At 65.3% G+C, this 20,242-nt stretch carries 19 protein-coding genes; 7 read left to right on the top strand and 12 right to left on the bottom strand.

From position 1 onward, the window contains the following. The 4 genes from ACNJYA_RS05915 to ACNJYA_RS05930 are packed head-to-tail and all read left to right on the top strand — an operon-like array spanning position 1 to position 5,820. On the top strand, positions 1-1,887 hold the full coding sequence (locus tag ACNJYA_RS05915; protein ID WP_439402221.1) for an extracellular solute-binding protein: 1,887 nt from the start codon (positions 1-3) through the stop codon (positions 1,885-1,887). Between the two features lie 2 nt (positions 1,888-1,889). Then, the gene (locus ACNJYA_RS05920) at positions 1,890-2,999 is read left to right on the top strand and encodes a microcin C ABC transporter permease YejB (protein WP_172784925.1); all 1,110 of its coding nucleotides are present in this window, start codon (positions 1,890-1,892) and stop codon (positions 2,997-2,999) included. Further along, positions 2,999-4,177 (top strand): ABC transporter permease, encoded by a 1,179-nt coding sequence (locus tag ACNJYA_RS05925; protein ID WP_439402222.1) that lies wholly within the window; start codon positions 2,999-3,001, stop codon positions 4,175-4,177. Before ACNJYA_RS05920 ends, ACNJYA_RS05925 begins: the two co-directional genes overlap by 1 nt. 5 nt (positions 4,178-4,182) lie before the next feature. Continuing rightward, complete coding sequence (locus ACNJYA_RS05930; RefSeq protein ID WP_439402223.1) at positions 4,183-5,820, top strand: ABC transporter ATP-binding protein; 1,638 nt, start codon at positions 4,183-4,185, stop codon at positions 5,818-5,820. Between the two features lie 30 nt (positions 5,821-5,850). Here ACNJYA_RS05930 and ACNJYA_RS05935 read toward each other — a convergent pair whose 3' ends face one another. Beyond that, the gene (locus tag ACNJYA_RS05935) at positions 5,851-6,693 is read right to left on the bottom strand and encodes a C40 family peptidase (protein WP_439365671.1); all 843 of its coding nucleotides are present in this window, start codon (positions 6,691-6,693) and stop codon (positions 5,851-5,853) included. Beyond that, positions 6,686-8,059 (bottom strand): leucyl aminopeptidase family protein, encoded by a 1,374-nt coding sequence (locus tag ACNJYA_RS05940; protein ID WP_439402224.1) that lies wholly within the window; start codon positions 8,057-8,059, stop codon positions 6,686-6,688. Before ACNJYA_RS05940 ends, ACNJYA_RS05935 begins: the two co-directional genes overlap by 8 nt. A 199-nt stretch (positions 8,060-8,258) precedes the next feature. Between ACNJYA_RS05940 and ACNJYA_RS05945 the strand changes: the two genes are divergently transcribed. The 3 genes from ACNJYA_RS05945 to ACNJYA_RS05955 all read left to right on the top strand — a co-directional run bounded on the left by ACNJYA_RS05945 (position 8,259) and on the right by ACNJYA_RS05955 (position 11,162). Continuing rightward, entirely contained in the window at positions 8,259-8,462 is a 204-nt protein-coding gene (locus tag ACNJYA_RS05945) for a hypothetical protein (protein ID WP_172784920.1), read from the top strand. Positions 8,463-8,730: 268 nt separating this feature from the next. Beyond that, a complete protein-coding gene (locus tag ACNJYA_RS05950; RefSeq protein WP_439402225.1) occupies positions 8,731-10,254 on the top strand; it encodes a metallophosphoesterase family protein in 1,524 nt (507 codons plus the stop codon). Positions 10,255-10,334: 80 nt separating this feature from the next. Continuing rightward, a complete protein-coding gene (locus tag ACNJYA_RS05955) occupies positions 10,335-11,162 on the top strand; it encodes a tetratricopeptide repeat protein (protein WP_439402226.1) in 828 nt (275 codons plus the stop codon). A 49-nt stretch (positions 11,163-11,211) separates the two neighbouring features. On the opposite strand, the gene ACNJYA_RS05960 is transcribed toward ACNJYA_RS05955, so the two are convergent. The 10 genes from ACNJYA_RS05960 to ACNJYA_RS06005 form a co-directional block, all read right to left on the bottom strand. Beyond that, a complete protein-coding gene (locus ACNJYA_RS05960) occupies positions 11,212-12,186 on the bottom strand; it encodes a type II secretion system F family protein (protein ID WP_172784917.1) in 975 nt (324 codons plus the stop codon). A 9-nt stretch (positions 12,187-12,195) separates the two neighbouring features. Further along, positions 12,196-13,173, bottom strand: a complete 978-nt coding sequence (locus ACNJYA_RS05965; protein ID WP_260382039.1) for a type II secretion system F family protein — start codon at positions 13,171-13,173, stop codon at positions 12,196-12,198. A 16-nt stretch (positions 13,174-13,189) separates the two neighbouring features. Further along, the gene (locus tag ACNJYA_RS05970) at positions 13,190-14,659 is read right to left on the bottom strand and encodes a CpaF family protein (protein WP_172784915.1); all 1,470 of its coding nucleotides are present in this window, start codon (positions 14,657-14,659) and stop codon (positions 13,190-13,192) included. A gap of 21 nt (positions 14,660-14,680) precedes the next feature. After that, the gene (locus ACNJYA_RS05975) at positions 14,681-15,949 is read right to left on the bottom strand and encodes an AAA family ATPase (RefSeq protein WP_172784914.1); all 1,269 of its coding nucleotides are present in this window, start codon (positions 15,947-15,949) and stop codon (positions 14,681-14,683) included. Then, positions 15,946-16,680: a CpaD family pilus assembly protein gene (locus tag ACNJYA_RS05980; RefSeq protein WP_439365674.1), complete on the bottom strand. Its 735-nt coding sequence runs from the start codon at positions 16,678-16,680 to the stop codon at positions 15,946-15,948. The genes ACNJYA_RS05975 and ACNJYA_RS05980 overlap by 4 nt, the downstream gene beginning before the upstream one ends. A gap of 20 nt (positions 16,681-16,700) precedes the next feature. Beyond that, positions 16,701-18,191: a type II and III secretion system protein family protein gene (locus ACNJYA_RS05985; RefSeq protein WP_212254164.1), complete on the bottom strand. Its 1,491-nt coding sequence runs from the start codon at positions 18,189-18,191 to the stop codon at positions 16,701-16,703. Next, positions 18,188-18,985 (bottom strand): Flp pilus assembly protein CpaB, encoded by a 798-nt coding sequence (cpaB, locus tag ACNJYA_RS05990; RefSeq protein WP_212254165.1) that lies wholly within the window; start codon positions 18,983-18,985, stop codon positions 18,188-18,190. The genes ACNJYA_RS05985 and cpaB overlap by 4 nt, the downstream gene beginning before the upstream one ends. A 129-nt stretch (positions 18,986-19,114) precedes the next feature. Continuing rightward, positions 19,115-19,639, bottom strand: coding sequence for an A24 family peptidase (locus tag ACNJYA_RS05995; protein ID WP_212254166.1), 525 nt, complete (start codon positions 19,637-19,639; stop codon positions 19,115-19,117). Between the two features lie 120 nt (positions 19,640-19,759). Then, positions 19,760-19,900: a hypothetical protein gene (locus tag ACNJYA_RS06000; RefSeq protein ID WP_172784654.1), complete on the bottom strand. Its 141-nt coding sequence runs from the start codon at positions 19,898-19,900 to the stop codon at positions 19,760-19,762. A 77-nt stretch (positions 19,901-19,977) separates the two neighbouring features. Further along, positions 19,978-20,142, bottom strand: coding sequence for a Flp family type IVb pilin (locus ACNJYA_RS06005; protein WP_106941836.1), 165 nt, complete (start codon positions 20,140-20,142; stop codon positions 19,978-19,980). Between the last annotated feature and the right edge of the window lie 100 nt (positions 20,143-20,242).

Below are 20,242 nucleotides of genomic sequence, written 5' to 3' on the forward strand. Positions count from 1 at the left end.
ATGACGCAGATGTCACGCCGCCATGTGCTGGTCTTGGGTGTTGGCGGCGCCCTCGGGGCGTCGCTGGGTGCGCAGCCGTTGCGCGGCGCACGAGCATCGGAAGCGGCGATCGAGGCGCACGGCATGTCGGCGTTCGGCGATCTCAAATATCCCGCCGACTTCCATCATTTCGACTATGTCAATGTCGATGCGCCGAAAGGCGGCACGTTCTCGCTGATCCCGTCGGTGCGCGCCTACAATCAGTCCTACCAGACCTTCAACTCGCTCAACGCCTTCATCCTGAAAGGCGACGGCGCACAAGGTATGGACATGACGTTTTCGCCGCTGATGGTCCGGGCAAGTGACGAGCCTGACGCAATGTACGGGCTGGCCGCCAAATCCGTGCAAATATCGCCGGACAAGCTGGTCTATCGCTTCATGATGCGGCCGGAAGCGAAGTTCCACGACGGGACCAGGCTCACGGCCCACGATGCAGCTTTTTCGCTGACGACGCTGAAGACCAAGGGGCATCCGCTGATCATCGTGCAGATGCGCGACATGGTCAGCGCGGAAGCCCTCGACGATGCGACGCTCGTGGTCACCTTTGCCAAGGGGCGTGCGCGCGACGTGCCGCTCTATGTCGCCAGCCTGCCGATCTTCTCGAAGGCGTACTACGCGTCCCGCCCGTTCGATGAATCGTCGCTGGAGATTCCGCTCGGCTCGGGCCCGTACAGGGTCGGCAGGTTCGAGGTCAATCGCTACATCGAGTTCGAGCGCGTGAAGGACTGGTGGGCCGCTGATCTCCCGCCCTGCCGCGGCAGCTACAACTTCGATGTCGTCCGCTACGAATTCTACCGCGACCGCGACGTCGCCTTCGAGGGCTTTACCGGCAAGAGCTATCTCTACCGCGAGGAGTTCACTTCGCGCATCTGGGCGACGCGCTATGACTTCCCCGCGGTCAAGGACGGCCGTGTCAAGATGGAGGTCGTGCCCGACGATACGCCCTCCGGTGCGCAAGGTTGGTTCATCAATACGCGGCGCGACAAATTCAAAGACCCCCGCGTGCGCGAGGCGCTGATCAACGCTTTCGATTTCGAATGGACCAACAAGACCATCATGTACGGCGCTTATGCCCGTACGGTGTCGCCGTTCCAGAATTCGGACCTCATGGCGGGCAATGCGCCGCCTTCGCCGGAAGAGCTGAAGCTGCTGGAGCCGTTTCGCGGCCAGGTTCCCGACGAGGTGTTTGCGGCGCCGTTCACGCCGCCGACCTCTGGCGGCTCCGGTCAGGATCGCAGCCTTCTCCGCAAGGCGCAGCAATTGCTGACCGAGGCCGGCGTTCCCATCAAGGACGGCAAGCGGGTACTGCCGAACGGCGAGGTGTTCAAGATCGAGTTCCTGCTGGACGAGCCCTCGTTTCAGCCGCACCACGCGCCTTACATCAAGAATCTCGCGACGCTCGGCATCGAAGCGAGCGTGCGCCTCGTCGATGCCGTACAGCACAAGGCCCGGCAGGAAGATTTTGATTTCGACCTGACGATCCAGCGCTTCAGCATGTCGGCGACACCAGGCGATGCCATGCGCGCATTCTTTTCCTCGCAGGTCGCAAACACCAAGGGCTCGTACAATCTCGCCGGCGTCGCCAGTCCGGCGATCGATGCCATGATCGAGAAGATCATGGCGGCCGACAGCCGCGAAGAGCTGACCGTCGCCTGCCGCGCGTTCGATCGCCTGTTCCGCGCCGGTCGCTATTGGGTACCGCAATGGTACAACAAGACGCACCGGCTGGCCTATTGGGATCAGTTCGGCCATCCGCAGAAGCTGCCGCGCTATGCCAATGGCGTCGGCGCGCCGGAGATCTGGTGGTATGAGCCCGCCAAGGCGGCCAAGCTCGAGCAGGCAAAATAGCCATGAGCGCCTATATCGCCCGCCGCATCCTGCTGATGATTCCGACGCTGCTCGGAATCCTCTTCGTGTCCTTTGTCGTCGTGCAATTCGCGCCGGGCGGCCCGGTCGAGCGCGTAATCGCGCAGCTCTCGGGTGCCGATACCGGCGGGACCTCGCGTATTTCCGGCGGCAGCGATTTTGCGCAGCGCGCGCCCGGACAGGTCGGTGCCGGCGGCGATGCCATCAACTCGAAATATCGCGGCGCGCAGGGCCTCGACCCTGATTTCATCAAGAAGCTGGAGGTGCAGTTCGGCTTCGACAAGCCCGCGCCGGAACGCTTCCTGCTGATGGTGTGGAACTTCGCCCGCTTCGATTTCGGCAAGAGCTATTTTCGCGACGTCAGCGTGCTCCAGCTCATCAAGGAGAAGCTGCCCGTCTCGATCTCGCTTGGCCTCTGGCTGACGCTTGTGACGTATCTGATCTCGATCCCGCTCGGCATTCGCAAGGCCGTGAACGACGGGGCGCGCTTCGACACCTGGACCTCGACGGTACTCGTGCTCGGCTACGCCATCCCCGGTTTTCTGTTCGCCATCCTCCTCATCATCCTGTTTGCCGGCGGCTCCTTCTTCAACTGGTTCCCGCTGCGCGGACTCACCTCGGACGGCTGGTCGCAGTTTCCCTGGTATTGGAAGATCATCGATTATTTCTGGCATCTGACGCTGCCGCTGATCGCCATGGGGCTGGGTGCCTTCACCACCATGACGTTCCTGACCAAGAACTCGTTCCTGGACGAGATCCGCAAGCAATACGTCATGACCGCGCGCGCCAAGGGCTGCAGCGAGAACCGGGTGCTCTACGGCCACGTCTTCCGCAACGCGATGCTGATCGTGATCGCCGGCTTCCCCGGCACTTTCATCCACGCCTTCTTTTCCGGCTCGCTGCTGATCGAGACCATCTTCTCGCTGGACGGGCTCGGGCTGCTCAGCTTCGAGAGCGTGCTCAACCGCGACTATCCCGTGGTGTTCGGCACGCTCTACATCTTTTCGCTGGTCGGCCTCGTCATCAACCTGATCTCCGACCTGACCTATATGTGGATCGACCCCCGGATCGATTTCGAAGCGCGGGAGGTCTGATGACGATCACCGCGTCGACGCCGATCGAGACCACAGCGAAGTCGCCGCTCGGCGATGTCGTTCCGATCACGCGCAAGCCGTTTGCGCCTTCGCCGCTCAACCGGCGGCGCTGGCAGAACTTCAAGGCGAACCGCCGCGGCTACTGGTCGTTCTGGATCTTCATCGGCCTGTTCGTGATTTCGCTGTTCGCCGAGCTGATTGCCAATGATCGGCCCTTCCTGATCAAGTTCGATGGCCGTCTCTATTGGCCGGCCTTCGTCACCTATTCGGAGACGACCTTCGGTGGCGATTTCGAGACGGCGGCTGACTACCGCGACCCGTACTTGCAGAGGCTGATCAAGGAAAAGGGCGGCACCATCGTCTGGCCGTTGATCCGCTACTCGTACGACACCCATAATCTCGATTTGCCGACGCCGGCGCCGTCGCCGCCGACCTGGATGCTGACGGAGAAGCAGTGCAAGCCGGTGGTCGAGAAGAAGGGGCTGACGAGCTGCCGCGATCTCGAATACAATTGGCTCGGGACCGACGATCAGGGTCGCGACGTGGTGGCGCGGCTGATCTACGGCTTCCGCATCTCCGTGCTGTTCGGCCTTTGTCTCACCATCGTCTCGTCCGTCATCGGCATCGCGGCGGGCGCGGTGCAGGGCTATTTCGGCGGGTGGGTCGATCTGATCTTCCAGCGCTTCATCGAGATCTGGACCGCGATTCCCTCGCTCTATCTACTCCTGATCCTGTCCTCGGTGCTCGTACCCGGCTTCTTCGTGCTGCTCGGCATCTTGCTGCTGTTCTCCTGGGTCTCGCTGGTCGGCCTCGTGCGAGCCGAGTTCCTGCGCGGGCGCAATTTCGAATACATCCAGGCGGCGCGGGCGCTCGGCGTTTCCAACCCGGTGATCATGTTCCGCCACCTGCTGCCGAACGCGATGGTCGCGACCATGACGTTCCTGCCGTTCATCGTGTCGAGCTCGGTGATGACGCTGACGGCGCTCGATTTCCTCGGCTTCGGCCTGCCACCGGGGTCGCCTTCCCTTGGCGAGCTGCTGTCGCAGGCCAAGGCCAATGTGCAGGCGCCGTGGCTCGGCTTCTCCGGCTTCTTCTCGGTCGCGATCATGCTGTCGCTCCTGATCTTCATCGGCGAAGCCGTGCGCGACGCCTTCGATCCGCGCAAGACGTTCAGGTAAGGCACATGGACGCGATCAACCAGCCTCTACTCAGCGTGCGCGATCTCTCGGTGGCTTTCCATCAGGGGGGCGCCACCACGCTCGCGGTCGACAAGGTCTCGTTCCAGATCAAGCGCGGCGAATGCGTCGCGCTGGTCGGCGAATCCGGTTCCGGCAAGTCGGTCAGCGCGCTCTCGATCCTGAAGCTGCTGCCCTATCCGAACGCCTCCCACCCCTCCGGCAGCATCCGCTTCAAGGGGCAGGAGCTGATCGACCAATCCGAGCAGCAGATGCGCGAGCTCAGGGGCAGCGACATCTCCATCATCTTCCAGGAGCCGATGACCTCGCTCAATCCGCTGCACACGATCGAGGCGCAGATCGGCGAGATCATCCAGCTGCACAATCCGACCAGCAATGCGCAGGCGCGCAAGCGGACGCTGGAGCTGCTGACCCAGGTCGGTATTCCCGATCCGGAGACCCGGCTGAACAGCTATCCGCACCAGCTCTCCGGCGGCCAGCGCCAGCGCGTGATGATCGCGATGGCGCTCGCCAACGAGCCGGACCTTCTGATCGCGGACGAGCCGACCACCGCGCTCGACGTCACCGTGCAGGCGCAGATCCTGGCGCTGCTCGCCGAGATCCGCTCGCGGCTGGGCATGAGCCTGTTGTTCATCACCCACGATCTCGGCATCGTGCGCCGCATCGCCGACACCGTCTGCGTCATGAAGGGCGGCGCGATCGTCGAGCAGGGGCCGGTCGAGCAGGTCTTCAAGACCCCGAAACACCCCTATACGCGCGACCTGCTCGCGGCCGAGCCCAAGCCCGATCCGGCGCCGCCGCAGCCGGATGCGCCGGTGGTGATGTCGGCCGATGATCTCAAAGTCTGGTTCCCGATCAAGCGCGGCCTGATGCGCAAGACGGTCGGCCACATCAAGGCGGTCGACGGCGTCAGCGTCGCCGTACGCAAGGGCGAGACGCTCGGCGTGGTCGGCGAATCCGGCTCGGGCAAGACGACGCTGGGACTGGCGCTGCTGCGGCTGATCTCCTCGAACGGCCGCATCGTGTTCTTAGGGAAAGACATCCAGGGCCTGCGTTTCCAGGAGATGCGTCCCTTCCGGCGCGACATGCAGATCGTGTTCCAGGATCCGTTCGGCTCGCTCTCACCGCGTATGTCGGTCGCCGACATCATCGCCGAAGGCTTGTCCGTACATCAGCCGAAGCTCTCGCGCGAAGAACGCGAGGCGCGCGTCGTCAAGGCGCTCGAGGATGTCGGGCTCAATCCGGAGACGCGCTTCCGCTATCCGCACGAATTCTCCGGCGGCCAGCGTCAGCGCATCTCGATCGCGCGCGCGATCGTGCTGGAGCCGGATTTTGTCGTGCTCGACGAGCCGACCAGCGCACTCGACATGCTGTTCCAGGCGCAGATGGTCGATCTGTTGCGCGAGCTGCAGCGCAAGCGCGAGCTCACCTACATGTTCATCTCGCACGATTTGCGCGTCGTCGCCTCGCTCGCCAGCCACCTCATCGTGATGCGCGGCGGCAAGGTGGTCGAGGAAGGCCAGGCCGCCGAGCTGTTCAGGAATCCGAAGACGGACTACACCCGCGCGCTGTTCGCGGCCGCGTTCCGGCTGGAAACGGCCGGGAATGGGGCGGTGGCGACGTAGCTGCGCTCTACCCATCTACAAGGTGCGCGGCTACAGCCGCTTGATCGCAACGACCTCGCTGCCGGCCGCCTTGATCCGCGCGATCGCCGGCTCGATCGGCTCGATCACCGTTGCCATGTGATGCGCATTGGCGTGAACCATGGTGGCGGCATCGCGCACGATCGCGACATGACCTTTCCAGAAGATCAGATCGCCGCGCTGCAAGCTGCTCCATTCATGCGGCTCCAGCGCACGGCCGAGACCAGCGAGCTGCATGTCGCTGTCGCGCGGGCAGCCGATCCCGGTCGATGCCAGCGAGACCTGGACGAGGCCGGAGCAATCGATGCCAAAGCTGCTCTTGCCGCCCCAGAGATAGGGCGTGCCGAGGAAGCGCTCGGCGACCGCGACGAAATCCGCTTCGCGGTGATCGAGCGGAGCGAGATGCGATCTCGGCAGATATCTGCCGTCGTGCGTCACGGCGAAGCCGCCGTCCTGGCGCGCCACGGCGAGCCTCGATCCCATCACGAGCGTGTCGGCCGGTGGCAGCTTGATCGAGGGTCCGGGGAACGCAAACGTCCGCAGCGCGCTGACCAAGTGAGTTGGGGCGGCCGCCGGCTTTGCGAGCGCCGCATCCGGCAGCCAGCCGACATAGCCATCGCCATTGAGCTGGCCCCACGCCCAACCCTCGCCGTTGCGGTCGTAGACCGTGACACGTTCGCCGCGCAGGGCCTCCGTCATCAGCATCGCGTTGGAAGACGGCTGCTCGCGCACCGGCGCAATCGCTTCGACCACCTCGAATTCCTCGCCGGCGACGTAGCGATCCGCCTGCACCTTACCTTCGAGATATTTGGCGGCGAGGTCGCCGCGCGCCGGTGTCAGCCGCGGGTCATGCATAGCGCTCGCTCAGCAGTGCGTAGATGGCGCGCGCGGCCTGGCACTCGCCGCCTTCGGGCCGTGCCGGCTTCGCCGACGGCGTCCAGCCAAAGATATCGACATGCAGCCAGCTCTTGGCGCGCTCGACGAAGCGTTGCAGGAACAGGGCGCAGGTGATCGAGCCGGCAAAACCGCCCGATGGTGCATTGGTGATGGTGGCGGTCTTGGAGTCCAGCCAGGCATCGTAAGGCGGCCACAGCGGCATGCGCCACAACGGATCGTTCTCCTTCACCGCGCAGCGCGCGACGTCGGAGGCCAGCGTCTCATCATTGGTGTAGAAGGGCGGCAGATCCGGTCCCAGCGCGACGCGGGCCGCGCCGGTCAGCGTACCCAGGTCGATCAGCAGATCGGGCGTCTCCTCGTCGGCCAGCGCCAGCGCGTCGGCGAGCACGAGGCGGCCTTCGGCGTCGGTGTTTCCGATCTCGACCGTGATCCCCTTGCGCGAGGTGAAGATATCGAGCGGGCGGAAGGCATTGCCGGCGACGGCGTTCTCGACCGCCGGGATCAGCACGCGCAGCCGCACCTTCAGCTTCGCATCCATCACCATGCGCGCCAACGCCAGCACGTTGGCGGCGCCGCCCATGTCCTTCTTCATGATCAGCATGCCGCTCGACGGCTTCAGGTCCAGGCCGCCGGTGTCGAAGCACACGCCTTTGCCGACCAGTGTCACCTTGGGATGATCAGGATCGCCCCAGACGATGTCGATCAGCCGCGGCGCGCGGCTGGAGGCCATGCCGACGGCGTGGATCAGCGGAAAGCTCTTCGCCAGCTCTTCGCCGATGGTGCAGGCGAAGCTCGCGCCGAACTCGGCGGCGAGCGCTTGCGCCTCTGCGGCGAGCTCGTCCGGGCCCATGTCGTTGGAGGGCGTGTTGATGAGGTCGCGCGCGAGCATTGCGGCATCGGCAATCCGCTCGATCTCGGCCGCATCGACACCGTCAGGCGGCACCAGCCGGACCTCGGGGCGATCAGCCTTACGGTAGCGGGCGAAGCGATAGCATCCCAGCGCGAACGCGAGCGCCGCGAGCCGTGCGTCGTGCGGTGCATTGGCAAACCGATAGGTGCCCGGCGGCAAAAGGCCGGGCAGGGCGCCGGGCCGAAACAGGTCGCGCGATCTTGCGCTCTCCTCCTCGAGCCCGAACAGCACCTGTGCAATGGTGCCGTCGGTCGCGGGCAGCGCCAGATAGCCGCCCGGCTTTGCGGCAAAGGCGCTGGCGCGCGCGAACTGGCGTTGCGCCGGCGGCAGCGTCTCGGCGACCTGATCCCAGCTCGATTTGGCGACGAAGGTGATCGGGGTGGCGGTGGATGACGTCTCGAAGACAGAAGGCATTGGCGGGTCCGGATCGTCAGTTCAGGCGAGTCATGCGAACGGACGAGACTTCGCAGAGTTTGGCCGCGGCTGCAATCGGCTTTGCCGTCACCGTTATGCGAGCCGCTACTCGCCTCAAGGGGGCCATGGTAGGTTCCGGCAACGGTCGCCAGAATGAAATCGGGGGCGACCGACGACAAACGCGCCGGGAGGACATGCAATGGAGTTTGTGTGGAGCGTGGTTACGTTCATCGGCCAGGCTATCGAGGTGATCTTCGGTTATGTCGAGCACCATCATTGGATCTTCGCGTTCCTTGCCGGCGGCTACCTCTTCTATCTCCACGACCGCTCCGTCCACGCGCGCTTCGATGCGCTCGACAGGCGCGTCGACGAGATCCGCAAGCGGATTGCCATCGAATATTGAGCGGACGAGACGAAACCCTCCTCGGACAAATCTCGTATCTGACGCCGAGAGCTGCCGTTCGCGACGCCGCGGCCGCAGGGCTTTACTAGCGTTTTGGTTGTGGCATTATCTGAGAATATTCTAGATTGTGCCGCTCGCTCTGCGTGACCCGAACGCAGACCGCAGCAGCACGGTGCCTGCCCAGGTTAGATCGATACGGCCGAATCCGTTCGTCGAAGCATTTTTCTTACTGTTTGGGCGGCGCAGCATTGCAGATGAGCGGCGCAAAATGGATAGATCGTTCGTTGTTGCGCAGATTTCCGACCTGCATCTGGACGGGTCGGGCCGGCTGCTTCCGGCCATCGAGACGCTCAGGGCCGCGATTTGCGAGAAGATGGCGGGTGCCACGAATGTTCCCGATCGCATCCTGCTGATCACGGGCGACCTGGTGGACGATCCGACGCCGCGCGCACTCGACGAGGCGCTCGCCGTCATCGCATCCTTCCGGCAGACCGGGCTGTTCACCGACATCCAGGCCGTAGCCGGCAATCACGACGTCAAGCGGCCGAGCCAGCGTGCGGGCCGTCACGACGCCTACGATTACCTGCACCTGCCGCGGAGCGCGAAGAGCGTCTATTACCGCCAGGCCGGCCTCGACCTGGTGCTGCTCGATTCCAATCGCGCAAGCCTCATGGCGCTCGCGAGCGGCAAGATCGGCGAGAGCGCCTACAAGGCGATGGTCGCCGATTCCGCCCGGCTGAGCGCCGAGCTCGCGGGGAGCATCGGTTCTGCCGGGCGCGCCGACTATGCCGAGCCCGTGGACAACCTGGTCCGCGTGCTGGCCCTGCACCATCATCCGCTGCCGCAGGCGACCGGCGAAGGAAAGCGCTTTCTCGGCGTGCCCGACGAGCCGCTGATGTATCTCGCCGCACCCGCGACCTTCCTCGAGGCCGCCACCTCGCTCAACGTCGATCTGGTTCTGCACGGTCATCGCCATGTCGAGGGGCTGACCCGTTATTCCATCCCCGATCCGCGTGCGACGTCGAGCGACAGCGGTGAGGCGTTCTGGCGCACGATCTACGTGCTCTCCTGTCCGTCCTCGACCGGGCAGGCCGGTGACGATGCCGGCTTCAACCTCGTCCATTTCGGCCCCGCGTCCCATGCCGGCCGCACGGAGCACCGCTTCGCGATCACCCGCTATTCGAGGCTCCGCAACGATGCGGCCTTCGGGCCACTCGATTCCAACCTGCCGGGCGGGGTCATCAGGCTGCCCGCGGGACGCGACTTTTCCCGTGATCCGGCCGTCCAGTCGGCGATCGCGGCCGCCTCATCCGGCGCGCTGACACGCGACCAGGTCGCGGCGATCGTCCGCCGGCTGTTCATGCGTGGCAGCTTCTACGATGAGGCGGAGCCGAACTGGGCGAATGCGCTCTACGCCTACGTCGTCTCGGCCCATGCCTGGGCGGAGCTCGAGCGCAAGGCCGCGAGATCCGGGCCGGGATTCGATGTCGACGTGCTCGCCGCGGTGAGAACGCTGCTCGGCCAATTGATCGAGCAATCCGCCGACGTGCTCGGCATCGATCGCGCTCAGCTCGATGAGCTCTACGGGAGAGGCCTGATCAACCGTCACGACTTCCTGCGCCAGGTGCCGCGGCTGCCTCGCGAGGGGATCGACGTTCGACGGCGGGCGCGGCAGAGACTGCAATTGCTGCGGGAGCTGGACCAGCAGGTGAAGGCGCTCGGCCCCGATCTCGGCCTCGGCGGAGGCGCGCCTCCGCAACAACCGCCGGCGCGAGAGGAGCACGTCGGATAGCGCCGTTAACCGGCCGTTAGGGTTAACATTCTATTGCTGACGCGTTCGGCTCGATCGAGCAGCTCGAGAGTCAAAGCGTCATGCGTCAACGGATCAGGCTTACCCGGCTACTTGCTTCCACGTCGCTGGTCGCGACGGTTGCGATGGGCCTCGGCGGCTGCACGGCCATGTCGAAGCTCTCCGAGGTGACGGGCTCGGTCGGCCCCCAGGCGGATGCGGCCTCCGCCGATCGCGCGCCGACCGATCCGGCGCGTGCGGTCGAAGCCTATGGCGAGCGCTACCGCGCCAATCCCCGGGATGCCGACGCCGCACTCGCCTATGGACAGGCCTTGCGCGCCAACGGCCAACGCGCCCAGGCGGCCGCCGTGCTCGAGCAGGCGACCATCGCCAACCCCGGCAACAAGGCGCTGCTCGCTCAATACGGCCGCGCACTCGCCGACAACGGCAATTTCCAGCAGGCCTTCGACGTGCTGTCGAAGGCGCATTCGCCCGACAATCCGGACTGGCGCCTGCTCTCTGTGCAGGGCACCGCGCTGGACCAGATGGGCCGTCATGAGGAGGCGCGATCCTATTACGCGAGCGCGCTGAAGATCGCACCGGGTGATCCCGGCGTGCTCTCAAACCTCGGCCTGTCCTACATGCTGTCGAAAGAGCTGCCGAAGGCGGAAGAGGCGCTACGGCAGGCCCATGCCTCGCCGCGTGCCGGCGCCCGGGTGCGGCAGAACCTCGGCTTGGTCGTCGGTCTGCAGGGCCGCTTCGCGGAAGCGGAGGCCATCGTCAAGGCGGACCTGCCGCCGGACCAGGCTGCGGCCAATGTCGCCTATCTCAAGGAAATGCTGAGCCGCAGCGACGCCCCGCGCGGCGCGCCGAAGCGGACGCCGATCGCTTCGCTGAGCCAGCCCGACTGATCATCTGACTTCCTGGCCTTGGTGGCAGAGCGTATGGGTCCAGCCCGGCTCACTGCATCTCGGTGACCTTGATGGCGGTGGGTCCGAGAATGACCACGAACAGCACCGGTAAGAAGAACAGGATCATCGGCACCGTGAGCTTCGGCGGCAGCGCGGCCGCCTTCTTCTCGGCCTCGTTCATGCGCATGTCGCGATTCTCCTGCGCCATGACGCGCAAGGAATGGCCGAGCGGGGTGCCGTAACGTTCCGCCTGCTGCAGCGCCAGACACACCGACTTGACGCCCTCGAGCCCGGTACGCCGTGCCAGGTTCTCGTAGGCGACCTTGCGATCCTGCAAATAGGACAGCTCGGCGGTGGTCAGGGTGAACTCCTCCGACAGCGCGATCGACTGGCCCACGATTTCGTTCGCAACCTTCCGGAATGCCATCTCGACCGACATGCCGGATTCGATGCAGATCAGGAGCAGGTCGAGCGCGTCGGGAAACGCACGCTTGATCGAGAGTTGGCGCTTGGAGATCGCATTCCTGAGGAACAGCATCGGCGCCTGGAGGCCGAGATAGGCGGCGCCGAGGCAGATGCCGATCTTGATCGGCAGCGCCTGTTGCATGTTTCCGATCACGAACACGTAGAGGGCCGAGCCGATCAGGAACACGATCGGGGCGACCATGCGGGCAAACAGGAAGGTGATATAGGGTGCCTGGCCGCGGTAACCTGCCATGATGAGCTTGTCCCGCGCAGCTTCCTGCGCGAGCCATTTCGTCAGGTTGAAGTCCTCGACCACCCTGGAGACGAGTTGCTTCGGTGTCTGGCGCAGCGAAACCTTTTCGCTCTTGTTGAGACGCTCACGCTCGCGCTGCCGGATGCGCTCACGCTCGCTCGCCACCGCCTTCATGCGCTTGGAGAGGCCCTCGCCGGCGAACAACGGCATCACCAGCGTATAGACGGTGGCACTCGCGGCGATGGCCGCGAGCAGCATGGTCATGAAACGGACGTCGTGCAGTTTCGAGACGAGGAATTCGACCATACGCCACCGTCAGAAATCGAAGTTGATCATCTTCTTCATCACCAGGATGCCGATCGACATCCAGACGACGCAGCCGACCAGCATCAGCTGGCCGGTGGGATGAGTCCAAAGCACCGAGATGTATTGCGGCGTCGTGAGATAGACCAGGAACATCACGATCGGCGGCAGCGATCCGATGATGCCGGCCGAGGCCTTGGCTTCCATCGACATCGCCTGGATCTTTTCCTTCATCTTCTTGCGGTCGCGCAGCACCTTGGAGAGGTTACCGAGCGCTTCGGAGAGGTTGCCGCCCGACTTCTGCTGGATCGACACCACGATGCCGAAGAAATTGGCCTCCGGCAGCGGCATGCGCTCGTAGAGCCGCGCGCAGGCCTCGCCCAGCGGCATGCCGATCGCCTGCGTCTCGATGATGGCCAGGAACTCGCTGCGCAGCGGTTCGGGCGCATCGGCGGCCACGACCTTGATCGATTCGAACAAGGGCAGGCCCGCCTTGATGCCGCGGACGATCACGTCGACCGCATCGGGCAGTGCAGCCAGGAACTTGGTTTCGCGGCGTTTCTTGAGGAAGCCGAGTGCCCAGCGCGGCAGGCCGAAGCCGCCGGCAAAGGCAAGACCGGCGGCGCCGATCAGTCCGCCGCCCGCGAACACAGCGGCCGCGAAAAATACGCCCGCCACGACGGCGGACACGATCCAGAATTTCTGGGGCGTCCAGTCGAGCCCGGCCTGCGACAGGCGGACGCTGAGCGGGACGCTCTTCTCCTGGGCGCGCCGCGCCTCGAGGTCCTTGAGCGTGGTCTCGACCTGCTCGCGGCGCGAGCGCTGGGTCTTCTCGGCCTGACGGGCCGTGGGCGCCTCGGCGCGCGCGACCGAGGCGCGGCGGCTTTCCGCCTTTCGCTCCCCGGACAGCAGCGGATAGAGAAAGACCCAGGCGATGCCACCGACCGCTGCGGTGGCGAGGAAGGCGAGGGCGAGGACCTGAATGTTCATGGCGCTGCTGACCTGCTCACGTCTTCGGCGCGACTTCCGCCGCGTCGAGCGCCGCAGCGAGGCGCTTCTCTTCGCCGTAGTAGCGGGCGCGCTCCCAGAACTTCGGACGGCCAATGCCGGTCGAGCGGTGCTGGCCGATGATCTTGCCGTTGGCGTCCTCGCCGACCATGTCGTAGAGGAAGATGTCCTGGGTGATGATGGTGTCGCCTTCCATGCCCATCACCTCCGTGATGTGGGTGATTCGGCGGGAACCGTCGCGCAGGCGCGCGGCCTGGATGATGACGTCGATCGAGGCGCAGATCATCTCGCGGATGGTACGCGAGGGCAGCGAGAACCCGCCCATCGTGATCATGGATTCGCAGCGCGACAGTGCCTCGCGCGGGTTGTTGGCGTGCAGCGTGCCCATCGAGCCGTCGTGGCCGGTGTTCATGGCCTGCAGCAGGTCGAAGGCTTCGGGTCCGCGGACCTCGCCGACGATGATGCGTTCGGGGCGCATACGCAGGCAGTTGCGCACCAGTTCGCGCATCGTGACCTGGCCCTCGCCCTCGATGTTGGGCGGGCGGGTTTCCAGCCGCACCACGTGGGGCTGCTGCAGCTGGAGCTCGGCGGCGTCCTCGCAGGTGATGACGCGCTCGTCGTGCTCGATGTAGTTGGTGAGGCAGTTGAGCAGGGTGGTCTTGCCCGAGCCGGTACCGCCGGAAATCAGCACGTTGCAGCGGACGCGACCGATGATCTGGAGGATCTCGGCACCTTCCGGCGTGATCGCGCCGAACTTGACGAGCTGATCAAGCGTCAGCTTGTCCTTCTTGAATTTGCGGATGGTGAGCGCGGGACCGTCGATCGACAGCGGCGGCACGATGGCGTTGACGCGGGAGCCATCGGCGAGGCGCGCGTCGCAGATCGGCGAGGATTCGTCGACGCGCCGGCCGACCTGGCTGACGATGCGCTGGCAGATGTTGAGAAGCTGTTGGTTGTCGCGGAAGCGGATGCCGGTGCGCTGGATCTTGCCGCCGACCTCGATGTAGACGGTGTTGGCGCCGTTGACCATGATGTCGGCGATGTCGTCGCGCGATAGCAGCGGCTCGAGCGGGCCGTAGCCGAGGACGTCGTTGCAGATGTCGTCGAGCAGCTCCTCCTGCTCGGCGATCGACATCACGATGTTCTTGATCGCAATGATCTCGTTGACGATGTCGCGGATTTCCTCGCGCGCGGACTCCGAATCGAGCTTGGCGAGCTGGGCGAGGTCGATGGCCTCGATCAGCGCGCCGAAGATGGTCGCCTTGACCTCGTAATAATTGTCCGAACGCCGGCTCTCCATGGCCGGAGGCGGCGGAGCTTTGGCGGGCGCAAGCGGCGGCGAGGCGACGGCCGGCGGAGGCGGGGCGCGCGACACCGTCGGCGCCTGAGCCGGGGCAGGCTCGAGCGACACGGCGCCGGGCTTGGGCGCCCGAAAGTCGGTGTCTGTTCCGCTACGCTTACCGAACACTTAACAACTCCATGCGGCGGCTTATCTTCCCCGCAACTTCTCAATCAGAGGTGAAAGCAGGGACGACTTTTGCTTCTTGGTCTCGCTGCGGCCGGTCAGGCGCTGGGCGATCTGCAGGAACATCTCGATCGACCTGTGGTTGGCGGAGATCTCCGCGATCATCTGGCCGTTGTTGGCGGCCGAGCCGAAGATCTGCGGCTCGAACGGGATCGAGACGACCGGTTGGCTCTCGATCGCCTTGGCGAACTCCGCGGCGGCGATTTCGGGCCGTTTCGGCACGCCGACCTGGTTCAGGCAGTACAGCGGCGGCCGGTCGTTGGGACGGGCGGCCTTCAACAGGTCGAACAGGTTCTTGGTATTGCGCAGATTGGCAAGGTCCGGGGCGGCCACGATCAGGATGTCGTCCGCACCGATCAGGGCGCGCTTGGTCCAGCCCGACCATTGATGCGGAATGTCGAGCACGATGCAGGGCATGGTGGAGCGTAGCGTGTCGAACACGGCATCGAAGGCGTCGGTGCCGAAATCATAGACCCGGTCGAGCGTCGCAGGCGCCGCCAGCAGGCTGAGATGGTCGGTGCACTTCGACAGCAGGCGGTCGATGAAGGCGGTGTCGACGCGGTCGGGCGAGAACACGGCGTCGGCGATGCCCTGCGGCGGATCCTGGTTGTAGTCGAGGCCAGCGGTGCCGAAGGCGAGATCGAGGTCGGCGACGACGGCATCCATTGCGAGGTCGCGCGCGATCGCCCAGGCGACGTTATGGGAGATGGTGGAGGCGCCGACGCCCCCCTTGGCGCCGACCACGGCGATGATGCGGCCGACCGCCTTGGCTTCCGGCGCCGAGAACAGGTTGCAGATCGAGCGCACGACGTCGATCGCGCCGACCGGCGCGAGCACGTAATCGCTGACGCCGCGGCGCACCAGCTCGCGGTAGAGCGTGACGTCGTTGATGCGGCCGATCACGACCACGCGGGTGCCGGCATCGCAGACGGTGGCGAGCTGGTCGAGCCCGCCCAGCAGGTCGTTGCGGCCGTCGCTCTCGAGCACGATCACGTTCGGCGTGGGTGCCGAGCGGTAGGCTTCGATCGCGGCCGCCATGCCGCCCATCTGGATCTTCAGGTGAGCCTTGCCGAGACGGCGATCCTCGCCGGCCGACTGTACCGCGGCGGCCGTCTCCACGGTTTCGCAGAAGGCCTGGACCGAGACGCGCGGCGCGGGCGCAATATGCTCCTCGACCGGCGGAGGAGCTGCTGCCGGCTGCTCTTCGTGTGTCTGGCGCGCGTAACTGATCATTTGCCTGTGTCGCTGAGTTTGGCCTTGTCGGCATCGGGATAGGCGACACCCGTCGGCATTCCCTTACGATACTTCTCGAAGGCGGCGGTGCGCCGTATCGTGTAGGAAGGTGTCTCGGGCCGCGGCTGCTCGAGGTCGGATGGATTGTCGACCATGGCCGCGAGGTTGCGCTGATAGGCGCAGCCGTAATTGTAATAGTCCTTGTTCTCGAACCAGCTCTTGTTCTTCATCGAAGGCCCGATGTCGTCCGGCCACAGGCCGCAGGGACCGGCGACCGCGGCGATCTTGGAATAAGTGAGCCGGATCGGCGGCAGGAACCGCTTGTCCTCGGGCTGATAGGGACGAATGGTGACGCCGCGCGGCGGAACGCCTGCCCCTGCCAGCATGGCCTGGATCTCGCGCATCGTATCCGCGACCGGACGCGCATTGGGCGTGCCGGACGGCACGTCGATGCGAATGGCACCGGTACCTTCGTGCAACCATGCCGATGCGACGCCCATCACGTCCGCGCGTTGGGCGGCGGTCAATCCGCCGCGGGCATGACCGACGAAGACGACGATCGAGCGGTTCTGCTCCTCGATCGCGATCGGATGGCGCTGCTTGTAGTCGTCGGGAATGGAGGCGGTAACGACCTCGTTGTGCTGGCAGCCGCCGAGCGCGAGCGTCAGGCCGACGAGCGCGCCGCCGAGGCGGACGGCGCGTTTGCGAAGCTGGGGTGGTCTTGTGGTCATCGTAGAGTCCCCGTTCCGCCTCAGTCGGTGATGAAGCCGTAGGTGCCGCGGTAGTTCTTGGCCGGTTCGGTGCGTCCGGGCACGCCGTAGAGCCGGTTGATGTTGCCGATCAGCTGGGCTTGCGGATCGGCAGGCGGGGCGAAGCCGTCATCCGGCCGCGACAGGTCCTTCGGCGCCACCGCGCGGACGACATAGGGCGTCACGATCACGACCAGCTCGGTCGCGTTGTTGACGAAGTCGCGGCTGCGGAACAGCGTGCCCAGGATCGGCAGCTGCATCAGCCCCGGCAATCCGCTGATTGCCTGCTTGGTCTGCTGCTGGATCAGGCCGGCCATCGCCATCGCGCCGCCGGAGGGAATTTCCAGCGAGGTCTCGGCGCGGCGGGTCCTGATCGAGGGGACCGTCAGCGAGTTCACCGTGTTCGTGGTCACCGCCTGCGACAGCGTGATCGCATTCTCGTTCGACAGCTCCGAGACCTCGGTCATCACCCGCAGGCTGATCTTGCCCTCGCTCAGCACGACGGGGGTGAAGTTCAGCGAGATGCCGAACTTCTTGAAGCTGATCTGGGTGGTACAGACATGCGTGGTGGGATCGCAGGCATAGCCTGCCGGAACCGGGAATTCACCGCCGGCGATGAACGTCGCCGATTCACCGGAGATCGCAGTCAAATTCGGTTCGGCCAGCGTGCGGATCACGCCGGCGGTTTCCATCGCGCGCAGCGTGGCCTGCACCGACGGGGCGGCGCCGAACTTCGTGGTCAGGTTGTTGCCGTCCACGAGGTTCTTGCCGAGCGCCGTGAACGGGTTCGAATTGGTGAAGCTCACCACCGACGTGCCGTAGTTCAGGTTGGCGGTGAGGTCGATGCCGAGCTGCTTGACGATGTTGCGCTGGACCTCGGCCACCGTCACCTTGAGCATGATCTGGTCGCGGCCGCGTACCACGATCGAGTTCACCACCTTGTCGGCGCCGCCAGCCAGGCGCGCGGCGAGGTCGTTGGCCTGCTGCGCTTCCAGCGGATTGGCAGCGGTGCCGGTCAGGACGATGCCGTCGCCGAGGCCGTCGATCTGGATGTCCGAATTGGGCAGGACCTGCTTCAGCGCGGCCCGCACGCCGTTGAGGTCGCGCTTCACCGCGATGTCATAGGCCGCAATCTGCTGCCCGGCGGAATCGAAGAACACGATGTTGGTCTGGCCGACCGCGGCGCCGATGATATAGGCGCGCTGCGCCGAGCGGACCACCGCGTTGGCGATCTTGGGATCGGCGACCAGCACGTCCTTGATGTCGCGCGGCAGGTCGATGACGATGGACTTGCCGACGCCGAGCGAAAGGAAACGCGCATTGATCTGGCCGTCCGCCGCGGCCGGCGCCACGGGGCGGTAATCGGCTGCGACCGCCGGGGCGATCGCCGGATGGAGCGCCAGCGCGAGGGCGGCCGAAAACGACAGGGCGCGGACCAGTGAGGTCCGCATTGTCGCCGAATCTGGCCTGCATTTGATGTCGACTGTCTTCATCGTGCCTTAGCCGTCTGACTTGGAATGCCGTAGCGAATGATCGAGACCCCCTCGCGCTTCTGCGCGGAGTCATCGAGCGTGATCTCGCTCATCTTGACGTCGACGATGCTGCGCAGCGCCAGCGACAGCGTGCCGCTCTGACGCGCCGCGGAGAGCGTTGCGGTCTGCGCGGGATTGAGCTCGAGGGTGACGGTCTTGCCGACCACCGCGTTCTGCCCGTCCTTTTCCTTGGGCGCCTGGTCGATGGCGAGGACGCGGATATTGGCCAGGATGATCTCGGAGGTGACGATGTCGGGAGCGCCGCTGCTCTGGTCCGGGTTCTTGAGCCGGCGCGTGAGCAGGACGTCGACGCGGTCGTTGGGCAGGATGAAGCCGCCTGCGCCGGTCTCCGGCGAGATCTCGGTCGAGATCGCCCGCATGCCGGTGGGCAGGATTGCCGCCATGAAGCCGGAACCTTCGGCCTTGACGAGCTTCTGGTCGCGGATCGGCTCACCCTGAATGAAGGGCGCGCGCGCGATCGAGCCGGTCACCTGGGTCGCGCCATCGGGGCGCTCGTTGCGTCGGATGAAGGTGGCGCTGGCGGTCGCGGTCGGCCAGGTCTGCCATTGCACGTCTTCGGGCTTCACGGTCTGGCCGAGGCCGATGTCGTTCTTGGCGACGAGGACGTCGACCGTCGGCAGCTGCGCAACCGGAACCGGAGGCGGCGCAGAATTGTCGGTGCCGCTCGCCAGGTACGCGGCGACGCCGCCGGCGCAGATCGCGACCGTCAGGACGACAATGCGTGCCCTATTCATACGCTTCAACTTTCCAACAATACGCCGCGACGCTGCCGCCGCCGTCATCGGCAGTTGACCAGCTATTCGTCAAAGCATGGTTAATGAGGCGTATCTAAATCGCCTTAACGCCGGGTTTACCCTGGGCGTTCAGCGCAGTGCGAGGTGAGCGAGGTCGATCGCCTTCACCCATTCGGTCTCCGGGTAGACCATCAGCGCGCTCAGCGCGAGCGCGATGCCGTAGGGAATGCCGCTCTCCTTGGCGTGCAGCCGTGCGAGCCAGGCCTGTCCTGCCAGCCCGTACGGCAGCGGCCACTGCCGGAACTGGAGCAGAAGCAGCGTCAGCGCGCCGCCGAACAGCGAGGCGTAGAGCAGGAAGTTCATCAGATGTGGGAAGCCGAACCAGAGCGCGACGGAAGCCGCGACCTTGGCGTCGCCGCCGCCCACCCAGCCCATGGCGAAGCAGGTGAAGGCCACGACCAGGAGAAGCGCACCGGCGCCGACATGGCTCAGCATCTCGTAAGGTGCCATGCCACCGGCGAGGGCGAGCACGAAGAAGCCTGCCACCAGCGCCAGCGACACGCGGTTCGAGATCGTCATCGTGAAGAGATCGCTCGCCGCGGCGAACGCCATCAGGGCCGGGAAGAGCAGAAGGCGCGCAAGGTCGAGGATCATGGGCTGCGTCTTGGGGCCTGGGTTTGTCGCGGGAGCTGGCGTCGGGCGATGCTAGCGCGCGATGCTAAACAAACCGACAACGGCGGCAGGGGCGCGGGCCCTCGGGCGCCGAACGCGCCTTCACCAGAAGCTGGCGATGCGTGCGGCGAGCGCGACCGTCGCAACCAGCAGCGCAAGGCAGATCCAATAGACCGGCGAGCCGGCCTGCGCCGCTTCCGCCTCGCGCGCCGCAACCGCGGCATCGGTTCTTACCTTGTGCAACGCCACTGGAACTCGCCGTCTTCAGAAAAACAAACGCCCCGGAGGTCCGGGGCTTTTGTCGTCGTTCGTGGACCCGCTTACTTCAGCGAGGTGCTGATCGAGGTGAACTTGGCGTTCAGCGTGGTGCCGAGATTGTTGACGACGGTGATGATGGCCAGCGCGATGCCGGCGGCGATCAGGCCGTATTCGATGGCGGTGGCGCCGGATTCATCCTTCGCGAAACGCGCAATCAAGTTCTTCATGAACAAAACTCCGTCTGGGTGGGGACCGCCTCGTTCGGCGCTGTCGTTGACGTGACGACCATGAGAGCCGAGCTCTTTCGGGGGAGTTAATTCGATCGGG

Origin of the sequence: Bradyrhizobium sp. BLXBL-01, assembly GCF_051853025.1 — a bacterium.
Classification (GTDB): domain Bacteria; phylum Pseudomonadota; class Alphaproteobacteria; order Rhizobiales; family Xanthobacteraceae; genus Bradyrhizobium.

Coding starts and splice junctions, on each gene's coding strand:
- ACNJYA_RS05995 (WP_212254166.1), bottom strand. CDS start 19,639: ATGATCCTCGACCTTGCGCGCCTTCTGCTCTTCCCGGCCCTGATGGCG.
- ACNJYA_RS05915 (WP_439402221.1), top strand. CDS start 1: ATGACGCAGATGTCACGCCGCCATGTGCTGGTCTTGGGTGTTGGCGGC.
- ACNJYA_RS05925 (WP_439402222.1), top strand. CDS start 2,999: ATGACGATCACCGCGTCGACGCCGATCGAGACCACAGCGAAGTCGCCG.
- ACNJYA_RS05955 (WP_439402226.1), top strand. CDS start 10,335: ATGCGTCAACGGATCAGGCTTACCCGGCTACTTGCTTCCACGTCGCTG.
- ACNJYA_RS06005 (WP_106941836.1), bottom strand. CDS start 20,142: ATGAAGAACTTGATTGCGCGTTTCGCGAAGGATGAATCCGGCGCCACC.
- ACNJYA_RS05935 (WP_439365671.1), bottom strand. CDS start 6,693: ATGCATGACCCGCGGCTGACACCGGCGCGCGGCGACCTCGCCGCCAAA.
- ACNJYA_RS05975 (WP_172784914.1), bottom strand. CDS start 15,949: ATGATCAGTTACGCGCGCCAGACACACGAAGAGCAGCCGGCAGCAGCT.
- ACNJYA_RS05940 (WP_439402224.1), bottom strand. CDS start 8,059: ATGCCTTCTGTCTTCGAGACGTCATCCACCGCCACCCCGATCACCTTC.
- ACNJYA_RS05945 (WP_172784920.1), top strand. CDS start 8,259: ATGGAGTTTGTGTGGAGCGTGGTTACGTTCATCGGCCAGGCTATCGAG.
- cpaB (WP_212254165.1), bottom strand. CDS start 18,985: ATGAATAGGGCACGCATTGTCGTCCTGACGGTCGCGATCTGCGCCGGC.
- ACNJYA_RS05920 (WP_172784925.1), top strand. CDS start 1,890: ATGAGCGCCTATATCGCCCGCCGCATCCTGCTGATGATTCCGACGCTG.
- ACNJYA_RS05980 (WP_439365674.1), bottom strand. CDS start 16,680: ATGACCACAAGACCACCCCAGCTTCGCAAACGCGCCGTCCGCCTCGGC.
- ACNJYA_RS05985 (WP_212254164.1), bottom strand. CDS start 18,191: ATGAAGACAGTCGACATCAAATGCAGGCCAGATTCGGCGACAATGCGG.
- ACNJYA_RS05965 (WP_260382039.1), bottom strand. CDS start 13,173: ATGAACATTCAGGTCCTCGCCCTCGCCTTCCTCGCCACCGCAGCGGTC.
- ACNJYA_RS05950 (WP_439402225.1), top strand. CDS start 8,731: ATGGATAGATCGTTCGTTGTTGCGCAGATTTCCGACCTGCATCTGGAC.
- ACNJYA_RS05960 (WP_172784917.1), bottom strand. CDS start 12,186: ATGGTCGAATTCCTCGTCTCGAAACTGCACGACGTCCGTTTCATGACC.
- ACNJYA_RS05930 (WP_439402223.1), top strand. CDS start 4,183: ATGGACGCGATCAACCAGCCTCTACTCAGCGTGCGCGATCTCTCGGTG.